The sequence below is a fragment of the Exiguobacterium sp. s163 genome, from assembly GCF_018617135.1.
Classification (GTDB): Bacteria; Bacillota; Bacilli; order Exiguobacteriales; family Exiguobacteriaceae; genus Exiguobacterium; species Exiguobacterium profundum.
This window is the reverse complement of record NZ_JACSJN010000009.1, coordinates 1-14,530: the sequence shown is the minus strand read 5'-3', so window position 1 is coordinate 14,530 and position 14,530 is coordinate 1. Positions and strand designations below refer to the sequence as shown.

23 protein-coding genes are annotated in these 14,530 nt (G+C 47.6%); all 23 read left to right on the top strand.

Going from position 1 to position 14,530, the window contains the following annotated elements:
- The first annotated feature begins 24 nt into the window (after positions 1 to 24).
- On the top strand, positions 25 to 423 hold the full coding sequence (rpsH, locus tag KNO71_RS16540) for a 30S ribosomal protein S8 (protein WP_012727663.1): 399 nt from the start codon (positions 25 to 27) through the stop codon (positions 421 to 423).
- A gap of 33 nt (positions 424 to 456) precedes the next feature.
- Positions 457 to 996, top strand: coding sequence for a 50S ribosomal protein L6 (gene rplF / locus KNO71_RS16535; protein ID WP_012727662.1), 540 nt, complete (start codon positions 457 to 459; stop codon positions 994 to 996).
- 34 nt (positions 997 to 1,030) lie between these two features.
- The gene (gene rplR / locus KNO71_RS16530) at positions 1,031 to 1,393 is read left to right on the top strand and encodes a 50S ribosomal protein L18 (protein WP_012727661.1); all 363 of its coding nucleotides are present in this window, start codon (positions 1,031 to 1,033) and stop codon (positions 1,391 to 1,393) included.
- A 20-nt stretch (positions 1,394 to 1,413) separates the two neighbouring features.
- A complete protein-coding gene (gene rpsE / locus KNO71_RS16525) occupies positions 1,414 to 1,914 on the top strand; it encodes a 30S ribosomal protein S5 (protein WP_012727660.1) in 501 nt (166 codons plus the stop codon).
- Between the two features lie 15 nt (positions 1,915 to 1,929).
- A complete protein-coding gene (rpmD, locus tag KNO71_RS16520) occupies positions 1,930 to 2,115 on the top strand; it encodes a 50S ribosomal protein L30 (RefSeq protein ID WP_012727659.1) in 186 nt (61 codons plus the stop codon).
- Positions 2,116 to 2,146: 31 nt separating this feature from the next.
- Positions 2,147 to 2,587 (top strand): 50S ribosomal protein L15, encoded by a 441-nt coding sequence (gene rplO, locus KNO71_RS16515; protein WP_012727658.1) that lies wholly within the window; start codon positions 2,147 to 2,149, stop codon positions 2,585 to 2,587.
- Positions 2,587 to 3,876, top strand: a complete 1,290-nt coding sequence (secY, locus tag KNO71_RS16510; RefSeq protein WP_012727657.1) for a preprotein translocase subunit SecY — start codon at positions 2,587 to 2,589, stop codon at positions 3,874 to 3,876. The genes rplO and secY overlap by 1 nt, the downstream gene beginning before the upstream one ends.
- A 79-nt stretch (positions 3,877 to 3,955) precedes the next feature.
- A complete protein-coding gene (locus KNO71_RS16505) occupies positions 3,956 to 4,606 on the top strand; it encodes an adenylate kinase (RefSeq protein ID WP_012727656.1) in 651 nt (216 codons plus the stop codon).
- On the top strand, positions 4,603 to 5,361 hold the full coding sequence (gene map / locus KNO71_RS16500) for a type I methionyl aminopeptidase (RefSeq protein ID WP_211782057.1): 759 nt from the start codon (positions 4,603 to 4,605) through the stop codon (positions 5,359 to 5,361). Before KNO71_RS16505 ends, map begins: the two co-directional genes overlap by 4 nt.
- A gap of 105 nt (positions 5,362 to 5,466) precedes the next feature.
- Complete coding sequence (gene infA, locus KNO71_RS16495; protein WP_021066622.1) at positions 5,467 to 5,685, top strand: translation initiation factor IF-1; 219 nt, start codon at positions 5,467 to 5,469, stop codon at positions 5,683 to 5,685.
- A 30-nt stretch (positions 5,686 to 5,715) separates the two neighbouring features.
- On the top strand, positions 5,716 to 5,829 hold the full coding sequence (rpmJ, locus tag KNO71_RS16490) for a 50S ribosomal protein L36 (RefSeq protein ID WP_003156543.1): 114 nt from the start codon (positions 5,716 to 5,718) through the stop codon (positions 5,827 to 5,829).
- Positions 5,830 to 5,848: 19 nt separating this feature from the next.
- Positions 5,849 to 6,214, top strand: coding sequence for a 30S ribosomal protein S13 (gene rpsM, locus KNO71_RS16485; RefSeq protein WP_012727653.1), 366 nt, complete (start codon positions 5,849 to 5,851; stop codon positions 6,212 to 6,214).
- Positions 6,215 to 6,230: 16 nt separating this feature from the next.
- Positions 6,231 to 6,626 carry a 30S ribosomal protein S11 gene (gene rpsK / locus KNO71_RS16480; protein WP_012727652.1) on the top strand — a complete coding sequence of 132 codons (396 nt, stop codon included), beginning with the start codon at positions 6,231 to 6,233 and terminating at the stop codon, positions 6,624 to 6,626.
- Positions 6,627 to 6,718: 92 nt separating this feature from the next.
- Entirely contained in the window at positions 6,719 to 7,663 is a 945-nt protein-coding gene (locus KNO71_RS16475; protein WP_012727651.1) for a DNA-directed RNA polymerase subunit alpha, read from the top strand.
- A gap of 24 nt (positions 7,664 to 7,687) precedes the next feature.
- Positions 7,688 to 8,041: a 50S ribosomal protein L17 gene (gene rplQ / locus KNO71_RS16470; protein ID WP_012727650.1), complete on the top strand. Its 354-nt coding sequence runs from the start codon at positions 7,688 to 7,690 to the stop codon at positions 8,039 to 8,041.
- A 69-nt stretch (positions 8,042 to 8,110) separates the two neighbouring features.
- A complete protein-coding gene (locus KNO71_RS16465; RefSeq protein ID WP_031421869.1) occupies positions 8,111 to 8,947 on the top strand; it encodes an energy-coupling factor transporter ATPase in 837 nt (278 codons plus the stop codon).
- Positions 8,923 to 9,801, top strand: coding sequence for an energy-coupling factor transporter ATPase (locus KNO71_RS16460; protein ID WP_078147865.1), 879 nt, complete (start codon positions 8,923 to 8,925; stop codon positions 9,799 to 9,801). Before KNO71_RS16465 ends, KNO71_RS16460 begins: the two co-directional genes overlap by 25 nt.
- Positions 9,798 to 10,589: an energy-coupling factor transporter transmembrane component T family protein gene (locus KNO71_RS16455; RefSeq protein ID WP_078147864.1), complete on the top strand. Its 792-nt coding sequence runs from the start codon at positions 9,798 to 9,800 to the stop codon at positions 10,587 to 10,589. The genes KNO71_RS16460 and KNO71_RS16455 overlap by 4 nt, the downstream gene beginning before the upstream one ends.
- Positions 10,586 to 11,326 (top strand): tRNA pseudouridine(38-40) synthase TruA, encoded by a 741-nt coding sequence (truA, locus tag KNO71_RS16450; protein ID WP_214685998.1) that lies wholly within the window; start codon positions 10,586 to 10,588, stop codon positions 11,324 to 11,326. Before KNO71_RS16455 ends, truA begins: the two co-directional genes overlap by 4 nt.
- Before the next feature lie 143 nt (positions 11,327 to 11,469).
- Complete coding sequence (rplM, locus tag KNO71_RS16445) at positions 11,470 to 11,907, top strand: 50S ribosomal protein L13 (RefSeq protein ID WP_012727645.1); 438 nt, start codon at positions 11,470 to 11,472, stop codon at positions 11,905 to 11,907.
- 25 nt (positions 11,908 to 11,932) lie between these two features.
- Positions 11,933 to 12,325 (top strand): 30S ribosomal protein S9, encoded by a 393-nt coding sequence (gene rpsI, locus KNO71_RS16440; RefSeq protein WP_012727644.1) that lies wholly within the window; start codon positions 11,933 to 11,935, stop codon positions 12,323 to 12,325.
- 134 nt (positions 12,326 to 12,459) lie between these two features.
- On the top strand, positions 12,460 to 13,491 hold the full coding sequence (locus KNO71_RS16435) for a P-loop NTPase (RefSeq protein WP_026824853.1): 1,032 nt from the start codon (positions 12,460 to 12,462) through the stop codon (positions 13,489 to 13,491).
- 11 nt (positions 13,492 to 13,502) lie between these two features.
- Entirely contained in the window at positions 13,503 to 14,147 is a 645-nt protein-coding gene (locus KNO71_RS16430) for a KinB-signaling pathway activation protein (protein ID WP_012727642.1), read from the top strand.
- The last annotated feature ends 383 nt before the right edge of the window (positions 14,148 to 14,530 follow it).

Sequence of the window (14,530 nt, the reverse complement as noted above, 5' to 3'; positions counted from 1 at the left end):
ACAGTGTGAAAGGAGGTACATCGCATGGTAATGACAGACCCTATTGCAGATATGCTTACACGTATCCGTAACGCTAACATGGTTCGCCATGAAAAAATGGAGCTTCCAGCTTCGAACATTAAACGTGAGATCGCTGAAATCCTTAAGCGTGAAGGTTTCATTCGCGATGTTGAATATATCGAGGACGCTAAACAAGGTACACTTCGTCTTTTCCTTAAATATGGAGCAAGCAACGAACGTGTAATCACTGGTCTCAAACGTATTTCGAAACCAGGTCTTCGCGTATACGCAAAAGCTGATGAAGTACCTAAAGTACTCGGAGGACTCGGAATCGCAGTTCTTTCGACATCTAAAGGTCTTATGACTGATAAAGAAGCTCGCCAACAACAAGTCGGCGGCGAAGTGATCGCCTACATCTGGTAAGTCACTTTTCTAACAAGAACGGAGGTGTAATCAATGTCACGTATTGGTAAAAAACCAGTTACGATTCCTGCTGGCGTTACTGTAACAGTTGCTAATGACAACACGGTCACAGTAAAAGGTGCTAAAGGTGAACTTTCGCTTTCAGCTAACCCGGCATTGGAAATCAAAGTTGAAGAGAACGAATTGACGGTTGTTCGTCCAGACGAATCGAAAGAAAGCCGCACAATTCACGGTACGACACGTGCCCTTATTGCCAACATGGTACAAGGTGTGTCGAACGGATTCCAAAAAACACTTGAGATCTCGGGGGTTGGTTACCGTGCTACGAAGCAAGGTAACAAACTCGTCCTCAACCTCGGCTACTCGCACCCAATCGAGTACGTTGCTGAGGAAGGTATCGAAATCGAAGTTCCTTCAAACACGCAAATCATCGTAAAAGGGATTAACAAAGAGCGCGTCGGTCACGTTGCTGCTCAAATCCGCTCGTACCGTGCTCCAGAACCTTACAAAGGTAAAGGTGTTCGTTACTCTGATGAACGTATTCGCCGTAAAGAAGGTAAGACTGGTAAGTAATTCGTCACGAAATGAACGGAAAGGAGTGGCATAAATGATCACAAAGGCAGATAAAAATGCAGTTCGTAAAAAACGTCATGCTCGCGTACGTCGTACGATCACGGGGACAGCAGCTCGTCCACGTTTGAACGTATTCCGTTCGAGCAAGCACATTTACGTTCAACTTATCGATGACGCGGCACAAACAACGCTTGTGTCTGCATCTTCGAAAGATAAAGCTCTCGATCTTACAAATGGCGGTAACGTTGAAGCAGCGAAAGCTGTTGGTAAACTTGCTGCAGAACGTGCACTCGAGAAAGGTATCGACACAGTTGTGTTCGACCGTGGTGGATACCTCTATCATGGCCGCGTCAAAGCTGTTGCAGAAGCAGCTCGTGAAGCAGGTCTTAAATTCTAATAAAAAGGAGGGGACACTCGATGCGCCAGTTAGACGTTAACATGGAACAACTTGAAGAACGCGTTGTTACCGTAAACCGCGTCGCGAAAGTCGTAAAAGGTGGCCGCCGCTTCCGTTTTGCTGCTCTCGTAGTCGTAGGTGACAAAAATGGTCACGTCGGTTTCGGTACAGGTAAGGCACAAGAGGTGCCAGAAGCGATTCGCAAGGCTATTGAAGCCGCTAAGAAAAACATGGTACAAGTACCTATGGTTGGTACAACAATTCCACACGAAATCACAGGAGTATTCGGAGCAGGTCGTGTATTCATGAAACCAGCTTCTGAAGGTACTGGGGTTATCGCTGGTGGTCCAGTTCGTGCGGTGCTCGAACTTGCAGGTGTAGGTGACATCCTTTCGAAATCGTTAGGTTCAAACACACCGATCAACATCGTCCGTGCGACGGTACAGGGCTTGACTGAGCTCAAAAAAGCAGAGGAAGTTGCTAAACTACGTGGTAAAAGCGTAGAAGAACTTCTTAACTAAGGGAGGGAACTAGACATGGCGAAACTCGCAATCACCCTCACACGCAGCACAATTGGTCGTCCGGAAGGTCAGCGTGTTACTGTACGTACACTCGGTCTTCGCAAAATGCATCAAACGGTCGTTGTCCCAGACAACGTCGCGATGCGCGGTATGATCAACAAAGTGTCGCACCTTGTGACTGTAAAAGAAATCAACGAATAATAAAGATTTTAATAAATAAGGAGGTGCCACTATGAAACTCCATGAATTGAAGCCAACTCCAGGTTCACGTCACGAACGTAACCGTGTCGGTCGCGGTATGGCGACTGGTAACGGTAAAACTTCTGGTCGTGGACACAAAGGTCAAAAAGCTCGTTCGGGCGGTGGCGTTCGTCCAGGATTTGAAGGTGGACAAAACCCACTTTACCGTCGTCTTCCAAAACGCGGTTTCAACAACCCAACTCGTAAAGAGTACGCGGTTGTTTCCCTAGACACGCTTAACCGTTTCGAAGCAGGTACTGAAGTTACTCCAGAACTCTTAATCGAGACTGGTGTTGTCAGCTCTGCTAAAGACGGAATCAAGGTCCTTGCTAACGGCAAGCTTGAAACTAAATTGACTGTAAAAGCCAACAAGTTCTCGGGTGCAGCGAAAGAAGCAATCGAAGCAGCTGGCGGTACAGTTGAGGTGATCTGATGTTTCAGACGATCTCCAATATGTGGCGCGTGAAAGATATTCGACAGCGTATTCTCTTCACACTCGCAATCATCATCATTTTCCGCATCGGGGCTCATATCCCGGTGCCGATGGTGAATACGGATGTGTTGCGTTTTGACTCAGGAGGTCTTCTTGACTTCTTGAACTTGTTTGGAGGAAATGCTTTACAGAACTTCTCCTTGTTCGCAATGGGGATCATGCCGTACATTACGGCATCGATCGTTGTGCAACTTTTACAAATGGACGTCGTTCCAAAGTTTGCCGAATGGGCTAAACAAGGAGAGGCGGGCCGTAAAAAGTTAGCGACGGTCACGCGCTATGGGACGATCATCTTAGGCTTTGTCCAAGCGACTTCATTGTCGTTTGGATTTAACCGCCTCTACCCAGGTCTCGTCAATGAGACGTGGGGAACGGCAACTTACTTTGTGATCGCGATTGTACTCACTGCGGGTACAGCGTTCTTGATGTTCCTTGGTGAAATGACAACGGAGAAAGGTGTTGGGAATGGTATTTCCATCATTATCTTCGCCGGTATCGTCGCCGGGTTCCCAAGAATCTTCACGCAGATTTATGAAACAAAACTCCAAAACGCTGGAGATGCATTGTTCATTAATATCGTTTACTTGGTTGTATTGGCACTTGTTATTTTGGCTGTGACGGTTGGGATCATTTATGTTCAACAAGCGGCACGCAAAATTCCAATCCAATATGCAAAACGCACGGCGAACCGTACCCCAGTGGGCGGTCAGTCAACGCACTTGCCAATCAAACTAAACGCAGCAGGTGTTATCCCGGTTATCTTCGCGATTTCCTTCATGGTAACACCACCAACTGTTGCAAGCTTCATTGCTTCGCCGGAGACAACGCAAAAATTACAGACGTACTTTGACACGACGGCGCCAATCGGAATGTCGATTTACGTTGCGTTAATCATTGCGTTTGCCTACTTCTATACATTTATTCAGGTCAACCCTGAGCAAATGGCAGAAAACCTGCAGAAGCAAGGTGGTTATATTCCTGGGATTCGTCCTGGGGCGCAAACAGAACAGTACATCACGAAGTTGCTGTATCGATTGACTTTCTTCGGAGCGATCTTCTTATCGCTCGTGGCGATCATGCCGACAATCTTCATTAAGCTTGCCGGTCTTCCAACTTCCGTTCAAATCGGAGGAACGAGCTTGTTGATCGTCATCGGGGTAGCCCTCGAAACGATGAAACAAATCGAAAGTCAACTTGTAAAACGACACTATAAAGGCTTTATCCGTTAAAGCGGAAGGAAGGGTTGACCCTTCCTTCCTGTCGTGTTTACAAGCCCTTCGTGAAAATCAAAACTGGAGGCTAACCGAGATGAATCTAGTACTCATGGGCTTACCGGGTGCTGGGAAAGGGACTCAAGCGGCTAAAATCGTAGAAGAGTACCAAATCCCTCACATTTCGACAGGCGACATGTTTCGTGCGGCAATCAAAGGCGGAACGCCACTCGGTAAAGAAGCCAAGTCATTCATGGATAAAGGTGAACTCGTACCGGACGAGGTAACAATCGGAATCGTACGTGAACGTCTTAGCCAAGATGACACAGAAAAAGGTTTCTTACTCGATGGATTCCCGCGTACTGTTGCTCAAGCAGAGGCACTCGAAAGTTTGCTTAAAGATTTGGGGAAACAGATTGACCACGTCGTCAACATCGATGTGGATGCGGAAATTCTCGTTCCACGCTTGACAGGTCGTTGGATCTGCCCAACGTGTGGTGCGACATATCACGTGATCTTCAACCCACCAAAAGTGGAAGGCATCTGTGATGTGGATGGGTCGGCGCTCATGCAACGTGAAGACGATAAAGAGGAAACGGTTCGCCGTCGCCTTGACGTCAACATCGAGCAATCGAAACCACTCATTGACTTTTACGCTGAAAAAGGGTATCTTCGTACATTGGATGGAGATCGTCCAATCGATGTCGTATATGCCGATGTCAAAGCATTACTCGGTGATACTGAATGATCATCACGAAGACGCCTCGTGAAATTGCGATTATGCGTGAGGCTGGGCAAATTGTTGCTCGAACGCACCAGGTGCTCAAACAGCACATTAAACCAGGAATCACGACGCTTGAGCTCGACCGGATTGCGGAAGATTACATTCGCAGCCAAGGTGCGACGCCATCGTTCAAAGGCTATAACGGTTTTACCGGTAGTGTTTGCGCTTCGGTGAACGAAGAGCTTGTTCATGGCATTCCAGGAAAACGGGTATTGAAAGATGGAGATATTATCTCAATCGACATCGGTGCCTACTATAATGGATACCATGGAGATTCCGCTTGGACTTATCCAGTGGGAACAATCTCAGAAGAGACACAGCGGCTACTTGACGTAACCGAAGAAAGTCTGTATAAAGGATTGGAGCACGCCAAGGCTGGAGGGCGATTGACAGATATTTCGCATGCGATTCAAGCATATGTTGAATCACATGACTTTTCTGTCGTCCGCGAATACGTCGGTCATGGTGTTGGACAAAATTTGCATGAAGAACCGCAAATTCCACACTATGGTCCACCGGGGAAAGGGCCGCGCCTGAAGACTGGGATGACGTTAGCCATTGAACCAATGGTTAATGCTGGTCAACGCTATGTTCGAACACTGGCTGATAACTGGACAGTTGTCACCGTGGACGGTAGCATGTGCGCCCACTTTGAGCACACCATCGCCATCACAGACGATGGATACGAGATTTTAACGAAACTCGATTCCGGTGAATGAGGCTCTATTGTTTCATACTGATCCGTTCTGGATCCTTCTCTCACAGTAGATGGCAATAGATCGTCTGTGCTCCTAAAGATTTTCATATAGAAAGGGGAATAAATGATGGCGAAACAAGATGTCATTGAAGTGGAAGGCACTGTTGTCGAACCACTTCCGAACGCAATGTTTAAAGTGGAGTTAGAAAACGGCCACACGGTGCTCGCGCACGTCTCAGGGAAAATTCGGATGCACTACATTCGGATCCTTCCAGGTGACCGCGTAACTGTTGAGTTGTCTCCATACGACTTGACTCGCGGGCGGATTACGTACCGTTATAAGTAACTCCGATTTTTCCAGGAGGAGGGTATACTCATGAAAGTAAGACCGTCGGTAAAACCGATTTGCGAAAAATGTAAAGTTATTCGCCGTAAGGGTAAAGTAATGGTAATTTGCGAAAACCCGAAACACAAACAAAAACAAGGTTAATTTCAGAGGAGGTGCACACATGGCACGTATTGCTGGTGTAGATATTCCACGCGAAAAACGTATCGTTATTTCGCTCACATACATCTATGGTATTGGTAAAACAAAAGCACAAGAAATTTTGAAGGCTGCTAACGTATCTGAAGAGACACGCACACGCGACCTTACTGAAGATGAACTCAACCGTATCCGTGAAGCAATTGACGGAATCAAAGTTGAAGGTGACCTTCGTCGTGAAGTTTCACTTAACATCAAACGTTTGATCGAGATCGGCGCATACCGCGGTATCCGTCATCGCCGTAGTCTCCCTGTTCGCGGTCAAAACACGAAGAACAACTCGCGTACTCGTAAAGGCCCACGCCGTACAGTAGCGAACAAGAAGAAGTAAAGGAGGGAATTGAACAATGGCGAAACGTAAGCAAAACGTACGTTCTAAACGTAAAGTTAAAAAACATGTTGAAGTCGGTGTGGTACACATCCGTTCTACATTCAACAACACAATTATCACAATCACTGATACGCAAGGTAACGCGATCTCATGGGCTACTTCTGGTAACCTTGGATTTAAAGGATCACGTAAATCGACTCCGTTCGCAGCGCAAATGGCTGCTGAAACTGCAGCGAAAGTTGCAATGGACAACGGTATGCGTACAGTAGAAGTTAACGTTAAAGGTCCTGGTGCTGGACGTGAAGCGGCTATCCGTGCGCTCCAAGCTACTGGTCTCGAAGTTACTGCAATCCGTGACGTAACTCCAGTTCCGCACAACGGTTGCCGCCCTCCAAAACGTCGCCGCGTATAATCGCTTGAGCGTGTGAGGGGTTTACCTAGCACGACAGCTTATACTTTAGCAGCTCAAACTGCACGGCAGGATATACTCAAGGAGGGGTTCAGATGATCGAGATTGAAAAACCAAAGATCGAAACGGTCGAAATCAGCGAGGACGCTACGTTTGGTAAATTCGTAGTAGAACCGCTTGAACGTGGATATGGCACTACTCTCGGTAACTCACTACGTCGAATTCTATTGTCATCGCTCCCAGGTGCAGCGGTAACAGCGGTTCAAATCGATGGCGTGCTTCACGAGTTCTCTACGATTGACGGTGTTGTCGAAGACGTCACTCAAATCGTACTCAACCTCAAGAAGTTGGCACTTAAAGTGTACTCGGAAGAAGAGAAAACGCTTGAGATTAACGTTTCAAGTGCCGGTGCTGTCACTGCGGCAGACATTACCCATGATAGCGACGTTGAAATCTTGAATCCTGAGCTCCACATCGCGACTCTCGCTGACAATGCGACGCTTCGCATGCGTTTGACTGCTCGCCGTGGTCGTGGTTACGTCCAGGCAGAAGATAACAAACGTGATGATATGCCGATTGGGGTCATTCCAATCGATTCGATCTATACACCGATTCAACGCGTGAACTACGAAGTAGATAAAACACGTGTCGGTCAAGACGCTAGCTTTGATAAGCTTTTGTTAGACGTGTGGACAGATGGTTCAATTCGTCCGGAAGAAGCTGTATCATTAGGGGCTAAAATTTTGACTGAACACTTGAACATCTTCGTTGGTTTGACAGATGAGGCTCTCAACGCAGAAATTATGGTCGAGAAAGAAGAAGACCAAAAAGAAAAAGTACTTGAAATGACGATTGAAGAACTCGATCTCTCAGTTCGTTCGTACAACTGCTTGAAGCGCGCTGGCATCAACACTGTTCAAGAACTCGCAAACAAATCAGAGGAAGAGATGATGAAAGTTCGTAACCTCGGACGTAAATCACTCGAAGAAGTTCAACACAAGTTGGACGAACTCGGTTTGGGCTTGCGTAAAGAAGACTAAGTTCAACCGAAGGAGGGAAATGTAATGGCTTATTCGAAACTTGGCCGTACAAGCTCGCAACGCAAGGCGCTTTTGCGTGATCTTGCAACTGACCTAATCATCAACGAGCGCATTCAAACAACTGAACAAAAAGCGAAAGAACTTCGCCCAGTCGTTGAAAAATTGATCACTCTTGGGAAACGTGGCGATCTTCATGCCCGTCGTCAAGTAGCTTCATTCGTTCGCAAGGAGAACGCTGGAGAAAAAGACGCAATCCAAAAATTGTTCGAAGACGTGGCACCACGCTACGCTGAACGTCAAGGTGGATACACGCGCATCATGAAAGTCGGCCCACGCCGCGGTGATGGTGCAGAAGTTGTAATCATCGAACTCGTCTAATTCATTAGGCAGTCAACAGGGCATGCGGTGACGTATTGCCCTGTTTCCACATCAGAAAGGAGTCGACCTATGGAATCACAAATTATGGTACGAGATGTCGTATTTCATTACCCTGGACAGTCTGAGCCGGCGCTTAACGGCCTATCGCTCGATGTATATAAAGGGGAATGGCTTGCGATTGTCGGCCATAATGGTTCTGGCAAGTCGACACTGACGAAGTTGTGGAACGGACTTCTCATTCCTGAACAGGGGGAAGTTCGCGTAGAGACACTCGATCCGTCGAACGCCGCAGACGTGTGGGACGTTCGAACGCGGATCGGGGTCGTCTTTCAAAATCCCGACAATCAATTTGTCGGGGCGACCGTGCGCGATGATGTGGCATTTTCTCTCGAAAACATGGGACTTCCACGTCAAGAAATGGTTCGTCGAATTGATGACAGTCTAGCGCGCGTTGGATTATCGGAACTAGCGGACCGTGAACCGCATCAGTTATCCGGTGGACAAAAGCAGCGCGTTGCGATAGCTGCGGCTCTCGCAATGCGCCCGCGTGTCCTCGTGCTCGATGAAGCGACCTCCATGCTCGACCCAATCGGGCGACAAGAGGTATTACAAACGGTACGACAGCTCGTCTCGGAAGGGATGACCGTTGTCGCCATTACACACGAGCTCGACGAAGTGTTGTTTGCTGACCGTATCATTGCATTGTCGAAAGGCAAGATTGCGATGACCGGCACACCTGAAGACGTGTTTCAACATCCAGATACGCTTCGTGACATTCAACTAGATGTCCCGTTTATCGTTCGGATGCAACTCGAACTGAAGGCACGTGGCATTCCACTCGATCGTCTGATGCTACAACATTCGGAGTTGGTGAACCATCTATGCCGATACGCATTGAAGAAGTAACATATCAATACCAAATGAATACTCCGTTTGAACGAACCGCGCTGCGCGATGTGAATGTAACCATTCCGTCGGGAGCGCTTGTTGCGTTTCTTGGGCATACTGGCTCAGGGAAATCGACACTCGTTCAACATATGAACGGCTTATTGCGCCCGACTGACGGACGTGTGGTGGTCGATGATATCATTGTCACCCCGATTCGGACGCGTCGTGACAAGAAACAGAATCTTTTGCCGCTTCGGCGTCGCGTTGGGCTCGTCTTTCAATATCCAGAGCACCAATTGTTTGAAGAGACGGTCGAACGCGACGTCATGTTCGGTCCGCGCAACTTTGGCGCGACAGATGCCGAAGCGAAAGAGCGAGCCCACGAGGCCCTTCGTCTCGTCGGCTTGGATGAAACGTTATGGGACCGTTCGCCGTTTGATCTTTCAGGAGGGCAGATGCGCCGTGTCGCGATTGCAGGTGTTTTAGCGAGCCGGCCTGATGTGCTCATTGTCGATGAACCGACAGCGGGTCTCGACCCAATTGGGAGACGAGACATGCTCGCCTTATTCAAACGTTTACGAGAAGAGTTGAACCTTACGTTGATCCTTGTCTCGCATGACATGGATGATGTACTCGCCTATGCGGAGCGCGTCATCGTGATGGAGCGTGGTCAGGTGGCGTTTGATGGGGACCCGTTTGAATTGTTCCAAGACGAGGTACTGGTGCGACGTCTCCAGCTCGACATCCCGCACGTCTTACGATTCGCTCGTGACATGGCACCGGTTCTTGGAGAAACGTCCATCCCGCTCGTACGAACCGAGAGCGAGCTGGCGGATTGGGTGGCGGAACGGCTGAAAGGGGGAGCGACATGATTATCGGTCAATATATACCCGGACATTCGTGGCTTCATTCCCTTGATGCGCGTGCCAAGACGCTCTTCATTTTAGGATTCATCCCAGTTGTTTTTTTAGCTGACAACTTATGGACGAATTTATTTTTACTCGCGTTCACGTTGTTTGCGGTCAAACTGTCACAGTTATCGTGGCGCTATTTATGGAACGGTCTTCGCATGATCTTATTTTTGATCGTCTTCACGTTGATCTTACAACTGTTATTCAATCGAGACGGGACACTTCTATTCGAATTAGGACCGATTGCGATTTATTCGGAAGGAATTCGAATGGGGCTGATTGTCTCGCTTCGCTTCTTTTATCTCGTCATGTTGACGACACTCGTGACGTTAACGACGACACCGATGGAATTGACCGATTCGATTGAAGCGGGGCTACGGCCATTCGAACGGATTCGTGTGCCGGCCCACGAAATTGCGTTGATGCTTTCCATTTCACTCCGTTTCCTACCGACGCTTGCGGATGAGACGGACCGGATTATGAAAGCTCAGCAGGCGCGTGGGGTCGATTTGATGAGTGGACCTTGGAAATCCCGCTTAAAAGGGGTCATCCCACTCTTGATTCCATTGTTCATCTCCGCGTTTAAACGTGCTGAGGACCTCGCTACGGCCATGGAGGCCCGCGGCTACCGTGGGGGAGAAGGGCGGACGAGGTTGCGTGAGATGAAGTGGCAAACGCGAGACACAGCCGTATTGCTCATTTTTGTCGCGTTGACACTCATTTTGTTTGGATTGAGAGGGATTGGATGAGACGAATTAAACTAATTGTCGCCTATGACGGGACACATTATGCGGGATATCAGGTACAACCGAATGGCAATACCATTCAAGCGGAGATTGAATCTGTCTTGGCACGTATGCATCGTCATCCGGTGAAAATCGTCGCCTCAGGTCGTACAGACGCTCGCGTCCATGCGTTAGGGCAGGTGATTCACTTTGATACGTCGTTAGAGATGCCGGCTGAGCGTTTCGTCAAAGCGTTAAACGCCATGCTACCAGACGATATCCTCGTTAAACAGGCGGAAGAAATGGATGATACGTTTCACGCACGTTACGGTGCGAAGCGAAAAGAGTATCGCTACCATATCCGTCAGACTGAGGATCCGTTTCGTCGGCATTATGCTGCGACCGTGACGTATAAGCTGAGCCTCGAGGCGATGCGTCAAGCGATGGAGCGGTTGATTGGGACCCACGACTTTACGTCGTTCTCTGTGACAAAGGCAGAAGTCGAAGATCGGGTCCGCACTATCTACGAAGCAGAAGTGCTCGAGATGGGGGACGAGATCATATTCCGGTTCGTTGGCTCGGGTTTTCTATACAACCAAGTCCGCATCATGGTAGGGACGGTCATCGAGGTGGGGAGAGGGAAGTATCAGCCCGCAGATATCATACAAATGCTAGAGGCGAAGGACCGCCGCGTAGCGGGGATTACCGCCCCCCCACACGGTTTGTATTTGTGGAATGTGAATTATGAAAAAGTAGATTGACATTCCCCTTATAAAATCGTATTATATTCATTGGCATTTCATTTTCAAATTTAGAGATGAACCACAATCTTAGCCCCGTAAACTAGGATTATGATAAAGCATCAAAAAATTAAGTGAACAGACATTTCTAGGAGGTATTCCACATGCGCACAACATTCATGGCTAAAGCATCTGAAGTAGAACGCAAATGGCTCCTTATCGACGCAGAAGGCAAAACACTTGGTCGTTTGACTAGTGAAGTAGCTTCACTTCTTCGCGGTAAGCACAAGCCGACTTTCACACCACACGTTGATTGCGGAGACCACGTCATCATCATCAACGCTGAGAAAATCAAATTGACTGGTAACAAATTGAATGACAAGATCTACTACCGTCATTCAGGTCATCCAGGCGGTTTGAAATCACAAACTGCAAAAGAGCTTCTCGCAAAACGTCCAGAGCGTATGCTTGAACTCGCGATCAAAGGGATGCTTCCAAAAGGATCACTCGGTCGTCAACAATTCAACAAACTCCACGTTTACGCTGGAGCTGAACACAAGCACGAAGCACAAAAACCAGAAGTTTACGAACTTCGCGGTTAATCGAGACACAGGGAGGAACTAAACGATGGCAGATGTACGTTACTACGGAACAGGCCGCCGCAAACACTCGGTGGCTCGCGTTCACCTCGTTGCAGGTGACGGTAAAGTTGTTGTAAATGGCCGCGATATCTCAGAATACTTCGGTCATGAGACTTTGATCATGATGGCTAAATCACCACTCGTATTGACTGAAACAGAAGGTAAATACGATGTAATCGTTAACGTTAACGGTGGTGGATATACTGGACAAGCTGGAGCAATTCGCCACGGCGTATCACGTGCGCTTCTTCAAGCGGACCCAGAATTCCGTCCAAGCCTCAAAGAAAAAGGCTTCTTAACTCGTGACGCTCGTATGAAAGAACGTAAAAAATACGGTCTTAAAGCAGCACGTCGCGCACCACAATTCTCGAAGCGTTAATCTTCGCGATGTGGTTCGAACTCTCCATCCTTTCGGGTGGAGAGTTTTTTGTTTGAAATAGTCGATTCCGAACCCGTCAAGAAAACGCTTTTTTTGATATACTGATATCGAAACAGTTAGAAGGGGGAAGCAATATGCTTACAGTAGAGCAAGTACGCGAGGAATTGGCGGGGCTTGTTGATCCGACGATCAACCGAACGCTTGGAGATACAGCAGGGGTAAAAGACATCCGAATCAAAGAAGACTATGTCAGTGTAAAAGTGGCACTCGGTCAAACTGGGAGCGGGGAACAGCTTCAGTTACAACAAGAAATCGTCACGTTGCTCAAGGGGAAAGGTTTTAAGACGGTCGGGCTTCGTTTTGAAGCATTGAACGACGAAAGTTTGAAGGAAGCGACAAAACCGGCGATCCTTCGTGAAAACTCAGGGACGACGTTTATCGCCATCGCTTCTGGTAAGGGTGGCGTAGGAAAATCAACAGTATCCGTCAACTTGGCTGTCGCGCTTGCGCGAGCGGGTAAAAAGGTCGGGTTGATCGATGCGGATATTTACGGCTTCAGTGTTCCAGATATGCTCGGCATCGAGGAACGACCGGTTGTTCGCGGCGAGAAGATCATTCCAGTGGAGCGGTTTGGCGTGAAAGTCATCTCGATGGGATTCTTCGTGGAAGACAATGCGCCGGTCATCTGGCGTGGACCGATGCTCGGGAAGATGTTAAATAACTTCTTCAATGACGTCGAGTGGGGCGATCTTGACTATCTGTTGCTCGATTTACCGCCAGGAACAGGAGATGTCGCGCTCGATATCCATTCGATGCTCCCATCATGTCAGGAATTGATTGTCACGACACCTCATGCGACAGCAGCATTCGTTGCGGCTCGTGCCGGAGCGATGGCAATCAAAACGAACCACAAACTATTAGGTATCATTGAAAACATGGCTTATTTCGAAAGTAAGCTAACTGGTGAAAAAGAATACGTATTCGGTTACGGCGGTGGAGAAAAGCTTTCAGAAGCATTGAAGAGTAAGCTACTTGCTCAAATCCCGCTCGGCCAACCGTACGACAATGAAGAGGACTTTGCACCTTCTGTCTATCGGGATGGACATCCGTTCGAGCATACGTATGATGAGTTGGCGCAAGCAGTCATTAAACAAATAGAAGGGTGAATCGGTGAGAGATGAAAGTACAAGGTTTTTTACGTTTGTTTTGGACAACGCTCGTATTCGGGACGTTGTTCGGGTTCCTAATGAATTTATTGGCGAACCCGGGTTATTTGGTCAGTCAGTCCTGGGAGGCAATTGTCACGGCGCTTAGTTACTCGAGTACATGGACGGGAATCAGCATGATGGGTTTCTTTGCCTATTTGATTATTCATCGGGTCGGACTCGACTTGTTTAGAGGACCACGTCTATGGAATCGCGTTCAAGTGTTATTAATCGCATTTGCGATTTTTGATGCCGTCTACTTACGGATGCTCGCATTTGGAAATGATCACATGTGGCGTTACATCGGTGAGATGCTTGTGTTACTCATTGTCGCTTGGGTCGTTGCTGCGAGTAAGGCGAAACAAACAAATAAGAGTGCTTTCATCCCGACACTTTTCTTAATGACTGTCATTACGTTAATTGAATGGATTCCAGCTTTGCAAACAACGGACGAGATTCCATTGCTCTGGCCGGCACTAGCCACATTGGTGTTTGCGAACGCCTATCAGGTATTAATGCTTCATCGCTTCCAACAGACTGGACAAGTTGTGGAGTCGACTTCATCAGAAACAGTGAAGAAGAAAACAAAGAAACAGATGTCTTCTAAGTCGTCATAATGATCAAGCGGTTGTGGATTACTCCTTCTCAGGGGTTAATCCACGACCGTTTTTTCTTTCAGTCATGTAAAAAGAAAAAATAAAGTTTTTTTAGAAAAACAGTTGACGATTTTTTAGGATGCTGATATATTAATAAACGTCGCTGATGTTGTTCACGAAACAAACTTCAGGAAGCGAAAAAAATAATAAAAAGTGGTTGACTTTAATAAGTCAAATCGCTATTATTAAAAAGTCGCTAACACGACAACGATTGGTCTTTGAAAACTGAACGATGAGGCAAAAATAAGTTTTACAATTTTTGAATGAAGCGCAAGCTTCGTCAATTTAAGAGCTATATCAAATTCTTTGGAGAGTTTGATCCTGGCTCAGGACGAACGCTGGCG

Coding starts and splice junctions, on each gene's coding strand:
- rplO (WP_012727658.1), top strand. CDS start 2,147: ATGAAACTCCATGAATTGAAGCCAACTCCAGGTTCACGTCACGAACGT.
- rpsE (WP_012727660.1), top strand. CDS start 1,414: ATGCGCCAGTTAGACGTTAACATGGAACAACTTGAAGAACGCGTTGTT.
- KNO71_RS16435 (WP_026824853.1), top strand. CDS start 12,460: ATGCTTACAGTAGAGCAAGTACGCGAGGAATTGGCGGGGCTTGTTGAT.
- rpsH (WP_012727663.1), top strand. CDS start 25: ATGGTAATGACAGACCCTATTGCAGATATGCTTACACGTATCCGTAAC.
- KNO71_RS16505 (WP_012727656.1), top strand. CDS start 3,956: ATGAATCTAGTACTCATGGGCTTACCGGGTGCTGGGAAAGGGACTCAA.
- rpmJ (WP_003156543.1), top strand. CDS start 5,716: ATGAAAGTAAGACCGTCGGTAAAACCGATTTGCGAAAAATGTAAAGTT.
- KNO71_RS16465 (WP_031421869.1), top strand. CDS start 8,111: ATGGAATCACAAATTATGGTACGAGATGTCGTATTTCATTACCCTGGA.
- rpsI (WP_012727644.1), top strand. CDS start 11,933: ATGGCAGATGTACGTTACTACGGAACAGGCCGCCGCAAACACTCGGTG.
- rplM (WP_012727645.1), top strand. CDS start 11,470: ATGCGCACAACATTCATGGCTAAAGCATCTGAAGTAGAACGCAAATGG.
- rpmD (WP_012727659.1), top strand. CDS start 1,930: ATGGCGAAACTCGCAATCACCCTCACACGCAGCACAATTGGTCGTCCG.
- secY (WP_012727657.1), top strand. CDS start 2,587: ATGTTTCAGACGATCTCCAATATGTGGCGCGTGAAAGATATTCGACAG.
- truA (WP_214685998.1), top strand. CDS start 10,586: ATGAGACGAATTAAACTAATTGTCGCCTATGACGGGACACATTATGCG.
- rplF (WP_012727662.1), top strand. CDS start 457: ATGTCACGTATTGGTAAAAAACCAGTTACGATTCCTGCTGGCGTTACT.
- KNO71_RS16455 (WP_078147864.1), top strand. CDS start 9,798: ATGATTATCGGTCAATATATACCCGGACATTCGTGGCTTCATTCCCTT.
- infA (WP_021066622.1), top strand. CDS start 5,467: ATGGCGAAACAAGATGTCATTGAAGTGGAAGGCACTGTTGTCGAACCA.
- KNO71_RS16475 (WP_012727651.1), top strand. CDS start 6,719: ATGATCGAGATTGAAAAACCAAAGATCGAAACGGTCGAAATCAGCGAG.
- KNO71_RS16460 (WP_078147865.1), top strand. CDS start 8,923: ATGCCGATACGCATTGAAGAAGTAACATATCAATACCAAATGAATACT.
- rpsK (WP_012727652.1), top strand. CDS start 6,231: ATGGCGAAACGTAAGCAAAACGTACGTTCTAAACGTAAAGTTAAAAAA.
- rplQ (WP_012727650.1), top strand. CDS start 7,688: ATGGCTTATTCGAAACTTGGCCGTACAAGCTCGCAACGCAAGGCGCTT.
- map (WP_211782057.1), top strand. CDS start 4,603: ATGATCATCACGAAGACGCCTCGTGAAATTGCGATTATGCGTGAGGCT.
- rpsM (WP_012727653.1), top strand. CDS start 5,849: ATGGCACGTATTGCTGGTGTAGATATTCCACGCGAAAAACGTATCGTT.
- KNO71_RS16430 (WP_012727642.1), top strand. CDS start 13,503: ATGAAAGTACAAGGTTTTTTACGTTTGTTTTGGACAACGCTCGTATTC.
- rplR (WP_012727661.1), top strand. CDS start 1,031: ATGATCACAAAGGCAGATAAAAATGCAGTTCGTAAAAAACGTCATGCT.